The organism is Anaerovibrio lipolyticus LB2005, from assembly GCF_000621545.1.
GTDB lineage: Bacteria > Bacillota > Negativicutes > Selenomonadales > Selenomonadaceae > Anaerovibrio > Anaerovibrio lipolyticus_A.
On record NZ_JHYA01000002.1, the window covers coordinates 68,374 to 85,852 of the forward strand.

Genomic DNA, 17,479 nt, shown 5'->3' on the forward strand with positions numbered 1-17,479 from the left:
TTTATGTATTAAGTATATTTTTGACATTCTTGACTTTTTGATGTATTATATCAATTGTGAGTTAGCACTCACACATTGGGAGTGCTAAAATTTATCAATTATTATATTTACATAAAGGAGTCTTTATAATGGCAAAAGAAACCCATGAATTTCAAGCGGAAACAAAACAGCTGCTTAATCTGATGATTCACAGCATCTATACAAATCACGAAATATTCCTTCGTGAGCTGATTTCCAATGCCTCTGATGCCATCGATAAGCTGCACTTTGCTTCTCTTACCGATAAGAGCATTCTGGAGGGCAATGAAGATTATGAGATTTTCCTTGTTCCTGACAAGGACAGCCATACTCTTACCATCTCTGATAATGGTATTGGCATGAACAAGGAAGAAATTGTGGAGAATCTTGGTACTATTGCAAAATCAGGCACCAAGGCATTTTTGGAGCAGCTTAAGAAGGAAAAGGAAAATGCCGGCAATGCTGATATCAGTGATAATCTCATTGGTCAGTTCGGTGTGGGCTTCTATTCCGCATTTATGGTGGCAGAGAAGGTTACTGTAGTAACCCGCAAGGCCGGTGAGAAGGAGGCTGTTCGTTGGGAGTCCACTGGTGATGGCTCTTACACCATGGAGGAATGCGAAAAGGAAACCCGCGGTACCACCATTACCATTACCTTGGGCAAGGATTTCTACGGCGATAGCGCTGAGGAAAACTTCACTGACAATTGGAACATCCAGAATTTGGTTAAGAAGTATTCCGATTATGTCCGTTACCCTATCAAGATGAACTTTGAAACAGAGGAAACTCCTCGCGATGAAGAGGGCAAGGAAATTGAGGGGGCTGAGAAGATTAAGAAGACCGAGGTTCGTACTCTTAATTCCATGCAGCCACTGTGGACCAAGAATAAATCTGATATCTCCAAGGAAGAATACAGCAAGTTCCTTAAGACTCAGTTCCATGAGTGGGATGAGCCAATGGAGGTATTCCACAATAAGGCTGAGGGAACTGTTGAGTATACTTCTCTCCTGTATATTCCAGCCAAGGCACCATTTAACCTTTATCACACCGACTATGAGCCAGGCATTCAGCTTTATTCTCGTCACGTATTCATTATGGATAAGTGCAAGGATCTTCTGCCGGATTATCTTGGCTTTGTAAAGGGCTTGGTGGATTCTCCTGATTTGTCTTTGAATATTTCCCGTGAGCTTTTGCAGCAGAGCCGCGAGCTTAAGACCATCGGTAAGAACATGGAAAAGACTATTTTGAAGTCACTGGAAAGAAAGCTCAGCAAGGACCGTGAGGGCTACGAGAAGTTCTGGGCAGAGTTTGGCAAGTCCTTAAAGATTGGTATCTATAACAGTATGTTCACTGGCAATGATATTATCAATAAGCTGAAGGAATTGCTGCTCTTTGTATCCTCAAAGGATGGCAAGAATGTTTCCCTGAAGGAATATGTTGAGCGTATGCCAGAAAGCCAGAAGAAGATTTATTATGCTACTGGTACCGATCAGGCAACCATTGAAAAGCTGCCTCAGATGGAGCTTTTGAAGGAAAAGGGACTTGAGGTTCTCTATCTCCTTGATCCGGTGGATGAATTCGCTATTGAAGCTATTCGTACCTATGCTGACAAGGAATTCCAGTCCATCAGCCGTGGTGACCTTGATCTGGATGATGCTGAGTCCCAGGAGGTTAAGAAGGAAACTGAGGAGCTGGCCAAGACCAATGATGACCTTATTAAGGATATTAAGGAAGCTCTGGCAGACAAGGTGGCTGAGGTTAAAATCTCTGCCCGTCTGAAATCCAGTGCCGTATGTCTTGTGGCTGATGCTCAGGGGCCATCCCTGTCCATGGAGCATACCTTTGCGGCTATGGATAATCCTATGTTCAAGGCTAAGCGTATTTTGGAGATTAATCCACATCACGCTCTCTTTACCCGCCTGCAGGGGCTTCATTCTGCCGGCAAGGATAGTCAGGATTTCAAGGATTACTGTGATCTGCTGTATACTCAGGCCCTTATCATTGAGGGCATCATGCCGGAAAACCCAGTGGACTTCGCCAATAAGATTGCTGAATTGATGGCAAAATAATGATGATTAGTATGTCATCAACCTCGTGTATAATTCAATAATTTAGTTCAGGTGAAAATCCCGTGACCATAAAATTATTATTGGTCATGGGATTTTTTAGTGTGATGAGGTTTTAGTTCGCCCATCTATTTTTTAGGCTGGGAAGGAAAACTAAAATAAAAAAACTTAGCGATAGGGTAGGAAAAAAATAATTATTGTCGAATAGGTAAGGTAAAACTATATAAAAAAGGGGTGGTATTATGCAAGATGAATATTCCGGTAAATACCGTAGTGTTAAGTTGAAAATGTGCCTTTCATTGCTTCCGCCTATTGTAATAGGACTTATCATCATTACAGCCTTGGCGGGATATAATTCCTATGGCAATATTTCTGAATTGACAGAACAAAGTACGCACCAGACTATTAAGGCCAATGCCATTGATATTCAGTCAAGGCTCAGTCGCATGAAGCTTATTAGTGAGAATATGGCTGCTTCCATGGAATTCGATTATTTAAAGGAATCCCAGGAGGAAATGGCCAATGATTTGGTAAATACTCTGAAGGATGAGGAACTGGCCAATGGTGGCGGTGTATGGTTTGAACCATTTGCTTATCGCCCATCGGATATGTATGTATGTCCGTTTGTTTTCCGGGAGAATGGCAATTTAAAGGTTTCCTATGATTATGTCAAGGAAAGTGGAGACTACATTCCAACGGATTGGTATAAGCTGGGCAAGGCTGCCAAGCATGGTGATGCGGCCCTTACTGAGCCGTATTATGATTCAGCGGCCAAAATTATGATGGTGACCTATTCCTCACCGATGTATTCCGAGGGAGATGCAGGTAAATATGTTGGTAACGTAACTCTTGATATTTCTCTGGGCTCCATTTCTGAGATGGTTAAGGGAATACATATTAACGGCAAGGGATATGCGATACTGACCTCGGATGATGGTACTTACATTGCCGGTGTTGATGAAGCAAAGTTGAACGGGGAGACAAAAGCTACCGAGGAGTCAAATGCTTCCATGGCTGCCGCCATGAAGCAGATGGTTTCTGCAACGCAGGATGGCAATACCCAGTTTGAAAACGAAAATGGTGATACCATGATCGTTTATTATCAGACTATACCAGATATTAACTGGCATCTTGGTGTGGTTATTTCCAAGAGCGATTTATATTCCGAAGCATATAAACTGTTATTTACTTTGGCAGGGATTGCAGTAGTAGTGCTGGTATTGCTTATGCTTGCGGCCTATCGTACTGTTTCTGGTTATGCGACGAGAATCGGTGTAGACAAGAAATTCGCTGAGGATTTGGCCGATGGAGATTATGCTCGTCCTGAGGTTATCGCAAAAGCTAATGATGAAATTGGGCATTTGGGTAACGCAATTAATAGGATGTATCGTCAGACCAAGCATGTTGTTAATATGATTTCCGAGCATTCTGGCAGCATAAACGAGTCCAGTCGTACTTTGGGAACTTCAGCCCAGGTGCTTACGGAAAGGATGAATGATATTCAGCAGAAAATGTCCTCCATAAATGAGGCAATGATGAATGCCAGCTCGGCAACTCAGGAGGTAAATGCTTCTGTTGATAGCGTAAGTGGAGCCGCCCATATATTATTGGGTGAGGCAACTAACAGCTTGAAGCAGGCTGAAGAAATTCGTGTTCGTGCCAAAGAGGTTGAGAAGAGCTCTATAGAGGCCAGTCTTTCTGCAGAAAAGCTGGCAAAAGAATTTAGCAGCAAGCTAAAAGATTCTATTGAACAGTCAAGGACCGTGGAACAGGTTGGTACGATGGCATCCACTATTTCCGGAATAGCAAAGCAGATAAACCTCCTTTCTCTGAATGCCTCTATTGAGGCCGCCAGTGCAGGAGAGTCCGGTCGTGGATTTACTGTTGTAGCCATGGAAATCGGTAAATTGGCTAAGGAAACAGCTGATACTGTAGATGAAATTCAGACAAATATCAGTGCAGTGCAGAGTGCTGTAGCAACACTTTCAGGTGATGCCAAGGAAATTTTGACATTCCTAAACGAAACTGTAGCACCTCAATATATTGAGTTCACAAAGGTAGCTGAGCAATATGGAGCTGATGCTGAAACATTCCGTTCAGTTTCCAAGAAGATTGCCGATATCTGTGGAAATGTTAACGAAACTATGGAGCAGGTAAATACAGCTGTATCGCAGATTGCCAATTCGGCTCAGTCCACAGCAGCTCTTACGATTCAGGTTTCCGATGCAGTTAATGAGGTATCTGATTCCGTAAGTGATGTTACGGATATAAGTAAACAGCAATCTGAAATCGCTGATAGTCTGCGTGATGCCGTAAGTAATTTCAGGTTGAAGAAGTAATTGTAGCTGCATCATTTATGGCGATGATGAGGTGAATAGTAAAGCCCCCAGCTTTTCTCCCAGGGAGAAAGCAGGGGGCTTTCGTTTTGTTCAAAAATATTATTCTTGGCGATATTTTCTGGCAGAGATTTTGAATTGCTTTTTAAATTCTCTGGAAAAGGTAGAGTAGTCCCTAAAGCCGCATTGGAAACAAATATCCGTAATGGAGGCTGGGGTGGTGTTTAAAAGCTCCTTTGCCAAGAGGAGTCGCTTGCTGGTGATGTATTGGTGGACACTATAGCCGGTTTCAGCTTTGAATTTCCGCATAAGGTGGTATTTGCTGACAAAGACAGTATCAGCAAGCAAGTCTACAGTAAGGTCCTCCTCCAGATGGGAATTGATGTACTCCAGCACAAGCTGGACCTTGGGGTCGTAGGTGGCTTCGTGGAGCTTCTCCAGCTGATTGGTCATAAGGGCTCGATTCAGCAATATCATAAATTCAATAAAAAGAATTTCTGTATAAAGCTCATTGGCAAAGCCCTGTCCCTTGTCCACCTTTTCGATTTTCTTCATGTGAAAAAGCAAATCATGCTCGGTGCCCTTTGGCATGTGCATTACACTGGAGCTTTCCTTGGCCCGCAGGAAGCAGCTGGAAAGATCAACTTCTCCCTCATTCCATTGCTCATTTTGCCAGTGGGTGAGAAAGTCCTGGGAAACATAGATAACAATGCGTTCATATAGCTTGCCGGGATAGGTAACAGGACGGTGAATTTCGCCGGCGCTGACAAATAGTATGTCCCTGGGCTTTAAGGGGTAGTTTTTACCTTCGATGATATATTGACCTTCGCCGTCTATAAAAATAATGATTTTATGAAAATCGTGATAATGAAAGGGGATCTCCTTCATGGCGGTATCTTTTAGGTGAAAGATACGAAAATGCTGGTGCAGGAAGCCTTTCTTCTTATAAGTAGCCATAATAGTACCTCATAGTTTGATAGTATTTCTTTATTATATTATAGCACTTTTTGCAATATAAAAAGCAATAAATTCATATTTTATGTAAAATGTGCCTGCTATAATAAAACCATAAAAGGTAAGGAGGTAATGACCATGCAGATCGTATATGGCTTAGATATAAATAACCTGAAATACTTGGTACTGGACTATAATGAATCCCTGATGAACGGTGATACTGTTCGCAAGCTGGCTGCCTTTCGTAGCGGCATAGGAGCAGACAGGGTAGTATTCATGGATATGGTTCATGATACCGTTATTGCCATCTATAATGCAGAGGGTCATAACGTGGTTCCTGACCTGAACGATTTTAAGGCAGCTAGAAATATATCTGCCGGCAGCCATGAACGTGAATATCATGTAACCGATTATTATTTAAGCACAATTGTGTCCGAAAAGACACTCATAAAAGCGGCTTGTTAATACCAATCAATTTGAACTAATTTAAACACTGTTAACAAGGGGGATAAAGGCTTCCTTTTCGTTGACAGTGTTTTATTTTTGATGATATATTGTATGAGTAAGTTATCGTCTGTCATATTTATTTTAACAGAGGAGTTGAGAACTAAATGAAAGCATCCATCATTATGGGGAGCGATTCAGATTGGCCAGTTTTAAAGCCGGGATATGATCTCTTGAAGCAGTTTGGCATTGAGGCAGAGGTTGTAGTGGCGTCGGCCCACCGTACCCCGGCAAAGGTTAAAGAAATAGTGACTACTGCACCTGAGCGAGGTGTAGGAGCATTCATATCAGCAGCTGGTGCTGCAGCCCATTTAGGTGGCGTTATTGCGAGTTATACCACCCTGCCAGTTATTGGAGTACCTATAAATGCTACTTCATTAAACGGCATGGATGCATTGCTTAGTACAGTTCAGATGCCTTCTGGCATACCTGTAGCTACTATGTCAATTAACGGAGCAAAGAACGCCGCCATTTTTATTGCAGAAATTTTCGCTCTCTCCGATAAGGAAATTAAGGAAAAGCTGATAAAGTACAGGGAAAAAATGGTTTCCGATGTTGAAGCAAAGGCAAAGCGTGTTGAGCAGCAGCTTAACAAGGACTGATCCTTTACTTTACATATAGAATTATTTTTTAGGTTTATTTAATTGGAGGTTATTTAAACAATGGAAAAGAAGAACGCAATCTACGAAGGCAAAGCAAAGATTTTGTACGCAACTGAGAATCCAGACCAGCTGATTTGCTACTACAAGGATGATGCTACAGCCGGTAATGGTGCAAAGAAGGGTACAATTGTGGATAAGGGTATCATGAACAACAAGATTACCATGTTCTTCTTTGATTTGTTAGCAAAAGAGGGTATCAGCAATCACGTTATTGAGGTTATGGATGACCGTAACGTATTGATTAAGAAGCTGGATATCGTTCCACTGGAGGTTATTATCCGTAATGTGGCTGCTGGCAGCCTGGCTAAGCGTCTTGGCCTGGAGGAGGGTACTCCTATGTCCATGCCTGTTATTGAGCTTTGCTATAAGAATGATGATTTGGGTGACCCAATGGTTAATCGTTATCATGTACTGGCCTGCAAGCTGGCTTCTGCAGAGGAGCTGGACGAGATTGAGGCCCAGGCATTGAAGATTAACAAGATTATGGTTGATTACCTTAAGACCAAGAACATTGACCTCATTGACTTTAAGCTGGAATTTGGCCGTGATAAGGATGGTAAGATTATCCTGGCTGATGAGATTTCTCCTGATAATTGCCGCTTCTGGGATTCCGTAACCAAGGAGAAGCTGGACAAGGACCGCTTCCGTCGTGACCTTGGCAATGTTGAGGATGCATACAAGGAAATCCTGAAGCGTCTCACCGGTGAAGTTCGCTAATAGATAAAAATTGCATATTGATTTAGATTGGAAGGTTTAAAGTGATTGATTTAGAAGAAGACAAGATGAAGGAGGAGTGCGGCGTCTTTGGCGTCTACTCCCGGGAATTCAATGTCTCCGAATTGACTTATTATGGTCTTATTGCTTTGCAGCACCGGGGCCAGGAGAGCACAGGCATCGCCGTAACTGACGGTGCCTGGATGGATGTGAGCCGGGGAATGGGCCTTGTGCGGGAGGTGTTCCGCCATCAGATTCCTCAGATGGAAAATCAGTACATTGCCATTGGCCATGTGCGGTACTCCACTACAGGTTCCAGCCTGTTGGCAAATACCCAGCCCTTGATGGTGTCCTATTCCGGTGGCAAGATTGCTCTGGCTCATAATGGTAATCTGACAAATGCCGGTGAGATCCGCCGCAAGCTGGAGGAAAGTGGTACTATATTTCAGACTACCATTGATTCAGAGGTTTTCGTAAATCTTATTGCCCGTTCCCGGAAAGTTACTGTTGAAGAAAAAATCATCGATAGCCTAAAGAAAATCAAGGGTGCCTACTGTCTCACAATTATGACTGAGGATAAGCTGATTGGAGCCAGGGACCCTCAGGGCTTCCGACCTCTTTGCATTGGCAGATTGGAGGATGGGGGCTATGTTCTTAGCTCTGAAAGCTGCGGCCTTGATGTGGTGGGAGCAGAATTTGTCCGTGATGTGGAGCCAGGTGAAATGGTGGTTATTGACGAAAATGGTCTGGAATCCCATCGTTTTGCCAAGGCAAAGCCATCCATGTGCATTTTTGAGTTTATTTATTTTGCCCGTCCTGACTCTATTATTGATGGTCAGAGTGTCCATGAGTCCCGCTTTGAAATGGGACGTATACTGGCAAAAGAGGCAAAATGCAAGGGCGATATTGTGATTTCCGTTCCGGATTCAGGTAATGTGGCGGCCTCCGGCTATGCCTACGAGGCTGGACTTCCTTATGTCAGTGGTCTTATTAAGAACCGTTACATTGGCAGAACCTTCATCCAGCCTAGTCAGAAGCAGAGAGATACTGCCGTCAAGCTGAAGCTGAATCCTGTGAAGTCTGTGGTAAAGGGCAAATCTGTCATCGTAATTGATGATTCCATTGTTCGTGGTACCACCTCCGGCAAAATCGTGAAAATGCTGCGGGATGCGGGAGCTAAAGAGGTTCACATGGTTATCAGCTCACCGCCTATCGGATTCCCATGCTTTTATGGTATTGATACTTCGGCCCGTAAGGAGCTCATTGCAGCTACCAAGTCTGTGGAGGAAATCAGGGAATACATAGGAGCTGACTCCTTGCACTTCCTTTCATTGGAAGGACTGAAGAGCTGCGTGCCGGAGCTTAATCCTAAAAATATGTGTTTTGCCTGCTTTAATGGAGGCTATCCTATTCAGCAGAAGACCCAGTCTCCAGCTGAGGCAGATAAGTATATTTTTGAGACTAGAAAGAAAAAGACAAATTGTTAATGGGGGATATAAATGGAAGAAAAGCTGACTTACCGTGACGCCGGTGTTGATATTGATGCTGGTAATTACTCTGTAAAGCTTATCAAGGATAGTGTTAAAGCCACCTATCGCCCTGAGGTTTTGGGGGATCTGGGGGGCTTTGGCGGTCTCTTTGCCCTAAATACCGGCAAGTATAAGGAGCCAGTATTGGTTTCTGGTACTGATGGTGTTGGTACTAAGCTGCGTTTGGCATTTATGTTGGACAAGCACGATACCATTGGACAGGATGCTGTGGCCATGTGCGTTAATGATATTCTGGTACAGGGTGCTGAGCCACTTTACTTCTTGGATTATCTGGCAGTTGGCAAGCTGGACCCTGAGCAGGTGGCTGCTGTTGTAAAGGGCGTTGCCAACGCCTGCAAAGAATCCGGATGTGCCCTCATTGGTGGTGAGACCGCTGAAATGAGCGGCTTTTATCCTGTGGGTGAATACGATATTGCCGGCTTTGCAGTTGGTGTAGTAGATAAGTCAAGGATTATTACCTCTGAAAAGGTAAAGGGGGATGATGTGCTGCTGGCTTTGCCATCCTCTGGTGTTCATTCCAATGGATATTCCTTGGTTCGTAAGATAGTTTTTGAAAAGATGGGCTACAAGGGAAATGAGTTCATTGATGAGCTTGGGAAGACCATTGGTGAGGAGCTCCTGACTCCTACCAGACTTTACCCTAAGACCTGTTTACCACTCATAGAGAAATACGATATTCACGGCATGGTTCATATTACTGGTGGCGGCTTCTACGAGAATATTCCTCGTGCCCTTCCTGATAATATGGGCTGTGTAGTGGATACTACTGCCTGGGAGGTTCCTGCCATCTTCAAGCTCCTGCAAAAGTGGGGCAATGTGGATTGGAAGGAAATGTATCGCACCTTTAATATGGGTATTGGTATGGTCCTTATCGTTTCCCGTGAGGATGCTGAGGCTATAAAGGCCGATCTTAAGGCAAAGAATGAGCCTGTATATGAGATTGGCCATGTAACTACCGGCAATCACGAGGTTGTTACTAAAGGCGGCGTGTTCAATGAGTAAGCATATATTAGGTATTCTATGCTCTGGTCGAGGCTCCAATATGCAGTCTATTTTGGCAGCCATTAAGTCCGGCCAGATTAAGGCTGAGGTAGGAATAGTGCTTACTGATAAGCCTGAAGCCAGGGCCCTCGCTGTGGCCAGAGAAAATGGCATCAAGAGTATTTGCATTAACCGCAAGGAATGTAAGGATCAGCAGGATTTTGAGGAGCAGCTGGTGGCTGAGCTTAGAAATGCTGGTGTTACTCTTGTGGTATTGGCTGGGTTTATGCGGATTTTGAGTCCGTATTTTGTAGGGGAATTCAGACATCAGATTTTAAATATTCATCCGTCTCTGTTGCCATCCTTTGGAGGTGCCCACGCCCACCGGGATGTGCTGGCGTACGGTACCAAGGTATCGGGCTGCACTATTCATTTCGTGGATGAGGGTATGGATCATGGTCCAATTATTTTGCAGGATACTGTGCCTGTTTTGGAGAATGATACAGAGGAGACTCTGGCTGCCAGAGTTCTGGAAAAGGAACATATCCTTTATCCAAGGGCCATTGAGCTTTATGTTGACGGAAAGCTGGAGCTCGTGGGCGAACGTCATGTTCGGATAAAAAATTAATTTTTAATAATAAAGGAGACTTTACTATGAAAATCAAACGCGCATTAATCAGTGTATCTGACAAAACTGGTGTGGTTGAGTTGGCAAAGAAGCTTCACGCTGCAGGAGTGGAAATCGTATCCACTGGCGGCACCATGAAGGCTATTAAGGATGCTGGTATTCCTGTAATCTATGTCAGCGATGTTACTGGTTTTCCGGAGATTATGGATGGTCGTGTAAAGACACTGAACCCTATGATTCACGGTGGTATTCTGGCTGTCCGTGACAATCCAAATCACGTTCAGGCCATGAAGGAGCACAAGATTACCGCTATTGACATGGTTGTAGTAAATCTCTATCCTTTCAAGGAAACCATTTCCAAGCCGGAGGTCGCTTTGGCTGAGGCTATTGAGAATATTGATATTGGTGGCCCTGCCATGATTCGTGCAGCCGCCAAGAACTTTAAGTACGTTACCGTTATCACTAATCCAAGCCGTTATGACCAGGTGGCTGATGAGATTGCCAAGAACGGCTGCGTGAGCGGTATGCTTCGTATGGAGCTGGCTCAGGAGGCCTTCAAGCATACTTCTGAGTATGATGATTGCATTCAGAATTATCTTATGGAGCAGGTGAACAAGTAATGAATATTTTAGTAATCGGCAGTGGCGCAAGGGAGCACACTTTGGTATGGAAGCTGAGCCAGAGTGCCAAGGCTGACAAAATCTATGCGATACCCGGCAATCCTGGTATGGCCTCTTTGGCAGAGTGCGTTCCTGAGATTTCCATTACCGATAACGATTCCATGGTGAAATTTGCCAGGGAAAAGAATGTGGAGCTGGCAGTAGTTGGTCCGGAGGTACCTCTTACCAATGGCGCTGTAGATGCCTTTAATGCTGCTGGTATCAAGGCCTTTGGACCAGTACAGGCCGCAGCTGAAATCGAAGGCTCCAAGGCCTTTTCCAAGGGACTTATGAAGAAATACAATATCCCTACTGCTAAATACGAGGTTTTTACTGATGCGGCAGCAGCCAAGGAATATATTAAAGCTGAGGGTGCTCCTATTGTTATTAAGGCCGACGGACTGGCTGCAGGCAAGGGGGTAATTGTGGCTATGACTCTGGATGAAGCACTGGGGGCCATTGATGAAATCATGGGTGACGGTGCCTTCGGCAATGCCGGGAGTCGTGTGGTGGTTGAAGAATTTATGGATGGTGAGGAGGTTTCTGTACTCTGCTTCACCGACGGTAAGACCATTATCCCAATGGTTCCTTCCCAGGATCATAAGCGTGTAAACGACAACGACCAGGGACCAAATACCGGTGGTATGGGTGCCTATGCCCCTGCTCCAGTGGGTACTCCTGAGCTGTTGGCTGAAACCCAGAAGCTGATTCTCGAACCAACTATTAAGGCTATGGAAAAGGAAGGACGCCTTTATAAGGGGTGCCTTTATGCAGGTCTTATGGTGACTGACGGTAAACCAAGAGTGGTGGAATTTAATGCCCGTTTTGGGGACCCTGAAACCCAGGTGGTTCTGCCACTTCTGGAAAGTGATTTGGTGGATGTTATGCTCTCCTGCATTGATGGCACTCTTGCTGAAACTGAGGTGAAGTGGAGCAAGGGGGCGGCTGTATGTGTTGTTATGGCTGCTGGTGGCTATCCGAAGAGCTACAATAAGGGTGATGAGATAACTGGTCTGAAAGAGGCTGAGGCTGGTGGCAATATTGTGTTCCATGCCGGCACCTCCGAAAAGGACGGTCATATCTACACCAATGGCGGTCGCGTATTAGGTGTGGTTGCCAAGGCTGCTGGTATCAAGGAAGCAGTGGATTCTGCTTATGCATCTGTAGATAAAATCCACTTCAAGGATGCCCACTTCCGCCACGATATCGCCCATTGGGCATTGGAACGCTTGAAGAAGTGATAAAACTGCTGTATACTTGAAGCATAATCTAATGAACGGAGTGAGCTCTATGGTCGTTAATGAAAATGTTAATGAGAATGTTAATAAATTGGTGAAGGACCATGCTGTCAATAGGCCTGAAAAGATGAGAAGCTCGGCAGAAATTACTGCCAGATACAATCTTTCCTGCAAGAAGTATAAGGAGCTTAAGGCTGCCAAGGCTGAATTTCGTGAGCAGAAGGTTATGGTATACGCAGAACTTAAGGTTTTGGGATGGGTGCTGGGAAAGAACGAGCAGACCATATCCAAGGACGCAAACTGATATTTGTATTTTGGACTGCCCTGTGTTTTTTCATGGGGCAGTTTTATTGTGTCCGTTTTTATATACAGGGTATTTTATGCTATACTTATTACATTAGTGAGTACTTAAGGAGGTCATTTTTTTATGAATGTAAATGACATTATTCATGGCTTTAAGCTGATAAAAACCGACCATGTGCCAGAGGTGGCTTCTGACACATTTGAATTTAGACATGTTAAGAGCGGTGCCCGTCTTTTATATTTGAAGAATAAGGATGATAATAAGGTATTTTCCATTGCCTTTCGCACCCCTCCAACAGATGATACTGGTGTGCCCCATATTATTGAGCATTCCACTCTCTGTGGTTCACGAAAATTTCCATTAAAGGAGCCATTTGTAGAGCTGGTGAAGGGGTCCCTTAATACCTTCCTCAACGCCATGACATATCCGGATAAGACCATATATCCTGTGGCCAGCTGCAACGACAAGGATTTCCACAATCTTATGGATGTTTACCTCGATGCGGTATTTTATCCTGTAATGCTGGAAAATCCTGAAATCCTTATGCAGGAGGGCTGGCATTATGAAATCGAAAAGCAGGATGAACCATTAAAGTACAGTGGTGTGGTTTATAATGAAATGAAGGGGGCCCTGTCCTCTCCTGAGGATTTGCTTGCAAATGAAATAATGCGTGCCCTTTATCCTGATACTACCTATTCCAAGGAGTCCGGTGGTAATCCGGCGGCCATTCCAAGCCTCACCTATGAGCAGTTTAAGGAGTTCCATAGAAAGTATTATTCCCCAGCCAACAGCTACATATATCTCTATGGCGATATGGATATTGAGGAGCAGCTGAAGTTTATTGACGAGGAATACCTTAGCAACTTTGACATTGTGGATGTGGATTCTACCATTGAGGAGCAGAAGGCTTTCAACGAAATTAAGCGGGTGGTGGCTGATTATCCAATTGGTGAGGCGGAAACCACCGAGGCTAAGACTTTCCTGTCCTATTCCGTAGTTGCAGGAGATACTGATGAGGTGGAAGATCTGCTGGCTATGTCCCTTTTAGAGGAGGCTCTTTTAAAGAATCACGCTTCACCTCTGCGAATGGCCCTTATTGAATCTGGTATTGGTAAGGATGTGTCCTCCAGCTTTGAAGGTGCAATGCTCCAGCCATTTTTTAGCATTGAGATGAACGGCTCTGAGCCACAGCATGCGGACAAGTTTGTGGATATAATACGTACTACTCTGGCTAAGATTGTTAAAGAGGGCATTGACCGCAATCTTTTGGAGGGTACTTTGAACCGTATGGAGTTCCGTCTCCGTGAATCTGATTTTGGTACAGCACCAAAGGGACTTATTTATAACCTGACCCTTATGAATAGCTGGCTTTATGATAGGGATCCACTTATCATGCTGCGTTATGAGGACTTGTTGGTGTCCCTTCGCGAGAAGCTGTCCACCAGATATTATGAGGACCTTATTCAGACTAAGCTCCTGGACAATAAATTTGGTGCATTGGTGGTATTAAAGCCAAGTGTTACTATGGCGGCTGAAAATACCAAAAAGATGGAGGAGCAGCTGGCCAAGGTGAAGGCAGGCATGACCCCAGAGGAAATTCAGGGCCTTATAGATGCTGCTGCAAAGCTGAAAAAACGTCAGCAGACTCCTGACAGCCCAGAGGCACTGGCAACTATTCCACTGCTTAAAATTTCTGATATTAACCCTAAGGCCAGGGTGTTCCCGTTGGAGGAGAAGGAAATTGACGGTGTTAAGGTGCTTTTCTCCGATGTGGATACCAAGGGGATTGTATATTATTCCGTATATTTCGATATGGATGTTATTCCACAGGAGCTGGTGCCTTATGCCTTCCTGTTTAATGACCTTATGGGACGGGTGGATACCAAGTCCAATGACTACGTGGAGCTCAGCAAGAAGATGACCTTCTATACTGGAGGTATGGGGGGAGATATTGATGTATTCCCTATTGCTGGAAAGCCTGATGAGTTCCGTCCTATGTTCAGACTTACCTCCAAGGTGTTCTATCGCAATCTGCCTATTGCTGTGGAACTGATGAATGAGGTTATTAATGAGACTATATTTGAGAATGATACCCGCCTCAAGGAGCTGATTATCCAGTCCAAGGTTGGCATGGAAATGGAGATGCTGAATTCTTCTGTAGCCGTTGCCCGCAGCCGCTTGGCATCCTTTATTTCCAAGGATGGTGTATTTGAGGAAATGGGCGAGCTGTCCCTTTACCCTATACTGAAGGACCTGGCAGATAATTTTGATGAGCGTTTTGCAGACTTTAAGTCCAAGCTTCAGCAGATAAAGAAATTGCTGTTTAGCTCTAAGCGACTTACTATTGGTGTTACTATGCCTAAGGCTGATTATGGCATGTTCGAGAAGGAAATTAAGGTACTTATTGAGGCTTTGAAGGCAAACAAGGAGGCTGACCAGGCTGTCGGCTGTTCTTATGAATTACCGGTAGAAAATCATCAGGAGGCCCTCTTATCATCAAGTCAGGTGCAGTATGTGGGCAAGGGTGCCAACCTCATTAAGCTGGGCTATGATGTGCCGGGATATCTCCGTGTAATGGAGGTAATGTTAAAATACGAATACTTCTGGATAAAAATAAGGGTTCAGGGCGGTGCCTATGGTGCTATGACCAGCATTAACAGCAATGGTAATGTTATGTTCCTGTCTTATAGAGATCCAAAGCTGAAGGAAACTTTGCAGGTCTTTGATGAAACCGCTGATTTCTTGAAGAATTTTGATGCGGATGAACGGGAAATGACCAAGTATATTATTGGTACCATAAGCAATGCTGATATGCCATTGACACCAAAGATGATGGGCAGCTTTGCCCAGAGCCTGTATTTCAGAAAATATAGCCAGAAGCAGCGCCAGAAGGTAAGAGATGAGATTCTTTCCACCACTCCAAAGGATATAAGAAATCTTGCTCCAGCCATTGAGGCTGCCATGAAGGCTGATAATATCTGTATTTTTGGCAACGAAACTGTTCTGGAAGAAAATAAGGATGTATTTGACAGAATGACCCGGGTAATGGACTAAGATATATTAGTTTAATAAGGACTTTCATTGACTTTGTTTGGTCACCATGCAATAATTATGTTGGTTATGTAAATTAACTTGGTTATGTAACATGACAATGTTTGGAGGTTTTTTTGTGAAGGATGTTGTTTTTAGAGGTGCTGGCGTAGCTATTATTACACCATTTACTGAAGATGGAATCAATTTCGAGGAGCTGGGCCGTGTTATTGAGGATCAGATTGCTGGTGGCACAGATGCCATTGTAATTACTGGTACTACGGGCGAGTCCGCTACAATGTCTGATGAAGAACATAAAGCCGCTATTAAATATGCAGTGGAGAAGGTTGCTGGCCGTATTCCTGTGGTTGCAGGTACCGGCTCCAACGAGACAGCCTATGCCATTCAGCTTTCCCAGTATGCTGAGAAGGTGGGGGCAGATGCACTGCTGGTGGTTACTCCATACTATAATAAATGTACCCAGAAGGGCTTGGTTAAGCATTATACTGCTATTGCAGATTCTGTTAATATTCCAATTATCATGTATAATGTTCCTTCCCGTACCGGTGTGAATATTCAGCTTTCTACTTATAAGGAGCTGTCTAAGCATCCACGGATTGTGGCAGTAAAGGAAGCCAGTGGTGATCTTTCACAGATTGTAAAGATTCGCCATGAGTGCGGCGATGATTTGGCTGTTTATTCTGGCAATGATGATCAGATTATTCCTATTCTGTCCTTGGGTGGTCAGGGGGTTATCTCCGTATTGTCCAACGTGGCACCAAGGGAAACCCATGATATCTGTCAGCTGTTTTTTGATGGCAAGGTGAAGGAAGCTGCCCAGTTGCAGATTGATTTCATAGATTTGATTGGTGCGCTTTTCTGTGAGGTGAATCCTATTCCCGTTAAGGTTGCTATGCGCATGAAGGGATATAATGCCGGCCCATTGCGCCTGCCACTTACAGAGATGGAACCAGAGCATGAGACGTTACTAAAGAAGTGTTTGGAAGCACACAAGCTCCTGTAATACTTCTTAATATACAATCCTAAAACGGTTGTAGGATTGTCGAAGGATTGATGTCGAGGGCTGCAACTGCATAGGTTGCAGCTCTTTTTTATGGGTATAGCTTTTGAGGGGAAGGCTATGCCAGGGGATATTTAGGAGGTTATTATGAGAGGAGTTTTCGACATTGTTGGTCCAATTATGATTGGACCATCCAGCTCCCATACGGCTGGTGCGGCCAGATTAGGGCTTATGGCAGGGAAAATTTTAGGGGAACCGGTGGCAAAAGCGGAGATTTTATTGCATGGTTCCTTTGCCAGAACCTATCGGGGACACGGTACCGACAAGGCCTTAATAGGTGGCTTGTTGGGCTTTTCCCCTGAGGATGAACGAATTCGCGATGCCTTGGATATTGCCAAGGAGCGCGGGCTGGATTATTCATTTGCACCAGTGGATTTAGGGGATGCCCATCCTAATACGGCGGTGTTTGTCCTGACCGGTATTAATGGACGCAAAATTACTGTTGGCGGTGCCTCTGTAGGCGGTGGCAATATTGAGGTGAGGAACATTGATAGCTTCCAGATAGCTCTCACTGGTCAGTATCCATCTTTGATTATCGTTCATACGGACAAGCCAGGGGTTATTCGGGATATTTCCGATGTACTGGCAAAGCATCGCGTAAATATTGCTTTTATGCGTGTTTTTCGCCGCAACCGTGGCCAGCAGGCCATGATGATAATTGAGACAGATGAAGAGCTGACGGAAGATATTATTCAGGATTGCCGCAGTACAGGCGTCATTGAAAATGCTTTTGCAGTTCCAGCTATATAGGAGA

Annotated in this window: 15 protein-coding genes; 14 read left to right on the top strand and 1 reads right to left on the bottom strand. The window is 44.3% G+C overall.

Annotated elements, in window-relative coordinates; genetic code table 11:
• Nucleotides 1-128 precede the first annotated feature (128 nt).
• Together htpG and T355_RS0102085 are read left to right on the top strand one after the other, a co-directional pair.
• Nucleotides 129-2,087: a molecular chaperone HtpG gene (gene htpG, locus T355_RS0102080; protein ID WP_027396298.1), complete on the top strand. Its 1,959-nt coding sequence runs from the start codon at nucleotides 129-131 to the stop codon at nucleotides 2,085-2,087.
• Nucleotides 2,088-2,326: 239 nt separating this feature from the next.
• A complete protein-coding gene (locus T355_RS0102085) occupies nucleotides 2,327-4,423 on the top strand; it encodes a methyl-accepting chemotaxis protein (protein ID WP_027396299.1) in 2,097 nt (698 codons plus the stop codon).
• Nucleotides 4,424-4,522: 99 nt separating this feature from the next.
• Here T355_RS0102085 and T355_RS0102090 read toward each other — a convergent pair whose 3' ends face one another.
• On the bottom strand, nucleotides 4,523-5,377 hold the full coding sequence (locus T355_RS0102090) for an AraC family transcriptional regulator (protein WP_027396300.1): 855 nt from the start codon (nucleotides 5,375-5,377) through the stop codon (nucleotides 4,523-4,525).
• A gap of 135 nt (nucleotides 5,378-5,512) precedes the next feature.
• Between T355_RS0102090 and T355_RS0102095 the strand changes: the two genes are divergently transcribed.
• From T355_RS0102095 to sdaAB, 12 genes are all read left to right on the top strand, one after another.
• Nucleotides 5,513-5,839, top strand: coding sequence for a hypothetical protein (locus T355_RS0102095; RefSeq protein ID WP_027396301.1), 327 nt, complete (start codon nucleotides 5,513-5,515; stop codon nucleotides 5,837-5,839).
• 146 nt (nucleotides 5,840-5,985) lie between these two features.
• Nucleotides 5,986-6,480: a 5-(carboxyamino)imidazole ribonucleotide mutase gene (gene purE, locus T355_RS0102100; RefSeq protein ID WP_027396302.1), complete on the top strand. Its 495-nt coding sequence runs from the start codon at nucleotides 5,986-5,988 to the stop codon at nucleotides 6,478-6,480.
• 60 nt (nucleotides 6,481-6,540) lie between these two features.
• Nucleotides 6,541-7,257 carry a phosphoribosylaminoimidazolesuccinocarboxamide synthase gene (purC, locus tag T355_RS0102105; RefSeq protein WP_027396303.1) on the top strand — a complete coding sequence of 239 codons (717 nt, stop codon included), beginning with the start codon at nucleotides 6,541-6,543 and terminating at the stop codon, nucleotides 7,255-7,257.
• 65 nt (nucleotides 7,258-7,322) lie between these two features.
• Nucleotides 7,323-8,741 (top strand): amidophosphoribosyltransferase, encoded by a 1,419-nt coding sequence (gene purF, locus T355_RS0102110; RefSeq protein ID WP_037329721.1) that lies wholly within the window; start codon nucleotides 7,323-7,325, stop codon nucleotides 8,739-8,741.
• Nucleotides 8,742-8,753: 12 nt separating this feature from the next.
• Entirely contained in the window at nucleotides 8,754-9,806 is a 1,053-nt protein-coding gene (gene purM / locus T355_RS0102115; protein WP_027396305.1) for a phosphoribosylformylglycinamidine cyclo-ligase, read from the top strand.
• Nucleotides 9,799-10,413, top strand: a complete 615-nt coding sequence (gene purN, locus T355_RS0102120; protein ID WP_027396306.1) for a phosphoribosylglycinamide formyltransferase — start codon at nucleotides 9,799-9,801, stop codon at nucleotides 10,411-10,413. Before purM ends, purN begins: the two co-directional genes overlap by 8 nt.
• Before the next feature lie 26 nt (nucleotides 10,414-10,439).
• The gene (locus tag T355_RS0102125; protein ID WP_027396307.1) at nucleotides 10,440-11,033 is read left to right on the top strand and encodes a hypothetical protein; all 594 of its coding nucleotides are present in this window, start codon (nucleotides 10,440-10,442) and stop codon (nucleotides 11,031-11,033) included.
• On the top strand, nucleotides 11,033-12,313 hold the full coding sequence (gene purD, locus T355_RS0102130; RefSeq protein ID WP_027396308.1) for a phosphoribosylamine--glycine ligase: 1,281 nt from the start codon (nucleotides 11,033-11,035) through the stop codon (nucleotides 12,311-12,313). Before T355_RS0102125 ends, purD begins: the two co-directional genes overlap by 1 nt.
• Nucleotides 12,314-12,362: 49 nt before the next feature.
• Nucleotides 12,363-12,614: a hypothetical protein gene (locus T355_RS0102135; protein ID WP_051555317.1), complete on the top strand. Its 252-nt coding sequence runs from the start codon at nucleotides 12,363-12,365 to the stop codon at nucleotides 12,612-12,614.
• Nucleotides 12,615-12,737: 123 nt separating this feature from the next.
• The gene (locus tag T355_RS0102140; protein ID WP_027396310.1) at nucleotides 12,738-15,668 is read left to right on the top strand and encodes an insulinase family protein; all 2,931 of its coding nucleotides are present in this window, start codon (nucleotides 12,738-12,740) and stop codon (nucleotides 15,666-15,668) included.
• Between the two features lie 115 nt (nucleotides 15,669-15,783).
• A complete protein-coding gene (gene dapA / locus T355_RS0102145; RefSeq protein WP_027396311.1) occupies nucleotides 15,784-16,668 on the top strand; it encodes a 4-hydroxy-tetrahydrodipicolinate synthase in 885 nt (294 codons plus the stop codon).
• A gap of 144 nt (nucleotides 16,669-16,812) precedes the next feature.
• Complete coding sequence (gene sdaAB, locus T355_RS0102150) at nucleotides 16,813-17,475, top strand: L-serine ammonia-lyase, iron-sulfur-dependent subunit beta (RefSeq protein WP_027396312.1); 663 nt, start codon at nucleotides 16,813-16,815, stop codon at nucleotides 17,473-17,475.
• Nucleotides 17,476-17,479 lie beyond the last annotated feature (4 nt).

Coding starts and splice junctions, on each gene's coding strand:
- htpG (WP_027396298.1), top strand. CDS start 129: ATGGCAAAAGAAACCCATGAATTTCAAGCGGAAACAAAACAGCTGCTT.
- T355_RS0102085 (WP_027396299.1), top strand. CDS start 2,327: ATGCAAGATGAATATTCCGGTAAATACCGTAGTGTTAAGTTGAAAATG.
- T355_RS0102090 (WP_027396300.1), bottom strand. CDS start 5,377: ATGGCTACTTATAAGAAGAAAGGCTTCCTGCACCAGCATTTTCGTATC.
- T355_RS0102095 (WP_027396301.1), top strand. CDS start 5,513: ATGCAGATCGTATATGGCTTAGATATAAATAACCTGAAATACTTGGTA.
- purE (WP_027396302.1), top strand. CDS start 5,986: ATGAAAGCATCCATCATTATGGGGAGCGATTCAGATTGGCCAGTTTTA.
- purC (WP_027396303.1), top strand. CDS start 6,541: ATGGAAAAGAAGAACGCAATCTACGAAGGCAAAGCAAAGATTTTGTAC.
- purF (WP_037329721.1), top strand. CDS start 7,323: ATGAAGGAGGAGTGCGGCGTCTTTGGCGTCTACTCCCGGGAATTCAAT.
- purM (WP_027396305.1), top strand. CDS start 8,754: ATGGAAGAAAAGCTGACTTACCGTGACGCCGGTGTTGATATTGATGCT.
- purN (WP_027396306.1), top strand. CDS start 9,799: ATGAGTAAGCATATATTAGGTATTCTATGCTCTGGTCGAGGCTCCAAT.
- T355_RS0102125 (WP_027396307.1), top strand. CDS start 10,440: ATGAAAATCAAACGCGCATTAATCAGTGTATCTGACAAAACTGGTGTG.
- purD (WP_027396308.1), top strand. CDS start 11,033: ATGAATATTTTAGTAATCGGCAGTGGCGCAAGGGAGCACACTTTGGTA.
- T355_RS0102135 (WP_051555317.1), top strand. CDS start 12,363: ATGGTCGTTAATGAAAATGTTAATGAGAATGTTAATAAATTGGTGAAG.
- T355_RS0102140 (WP_027396310.1), top strand. CDS start 12,738: ATGAATGTAAATGACATTATTCATGGCTTTAAGCTGATAAAAACCGAC.
- sdaAB (WP_027396312.1), top strand. CDS start 16,813: ATGAGAGGAGTTTTCGACATTGTTGGTCCAATTATGATTGGACCATCC.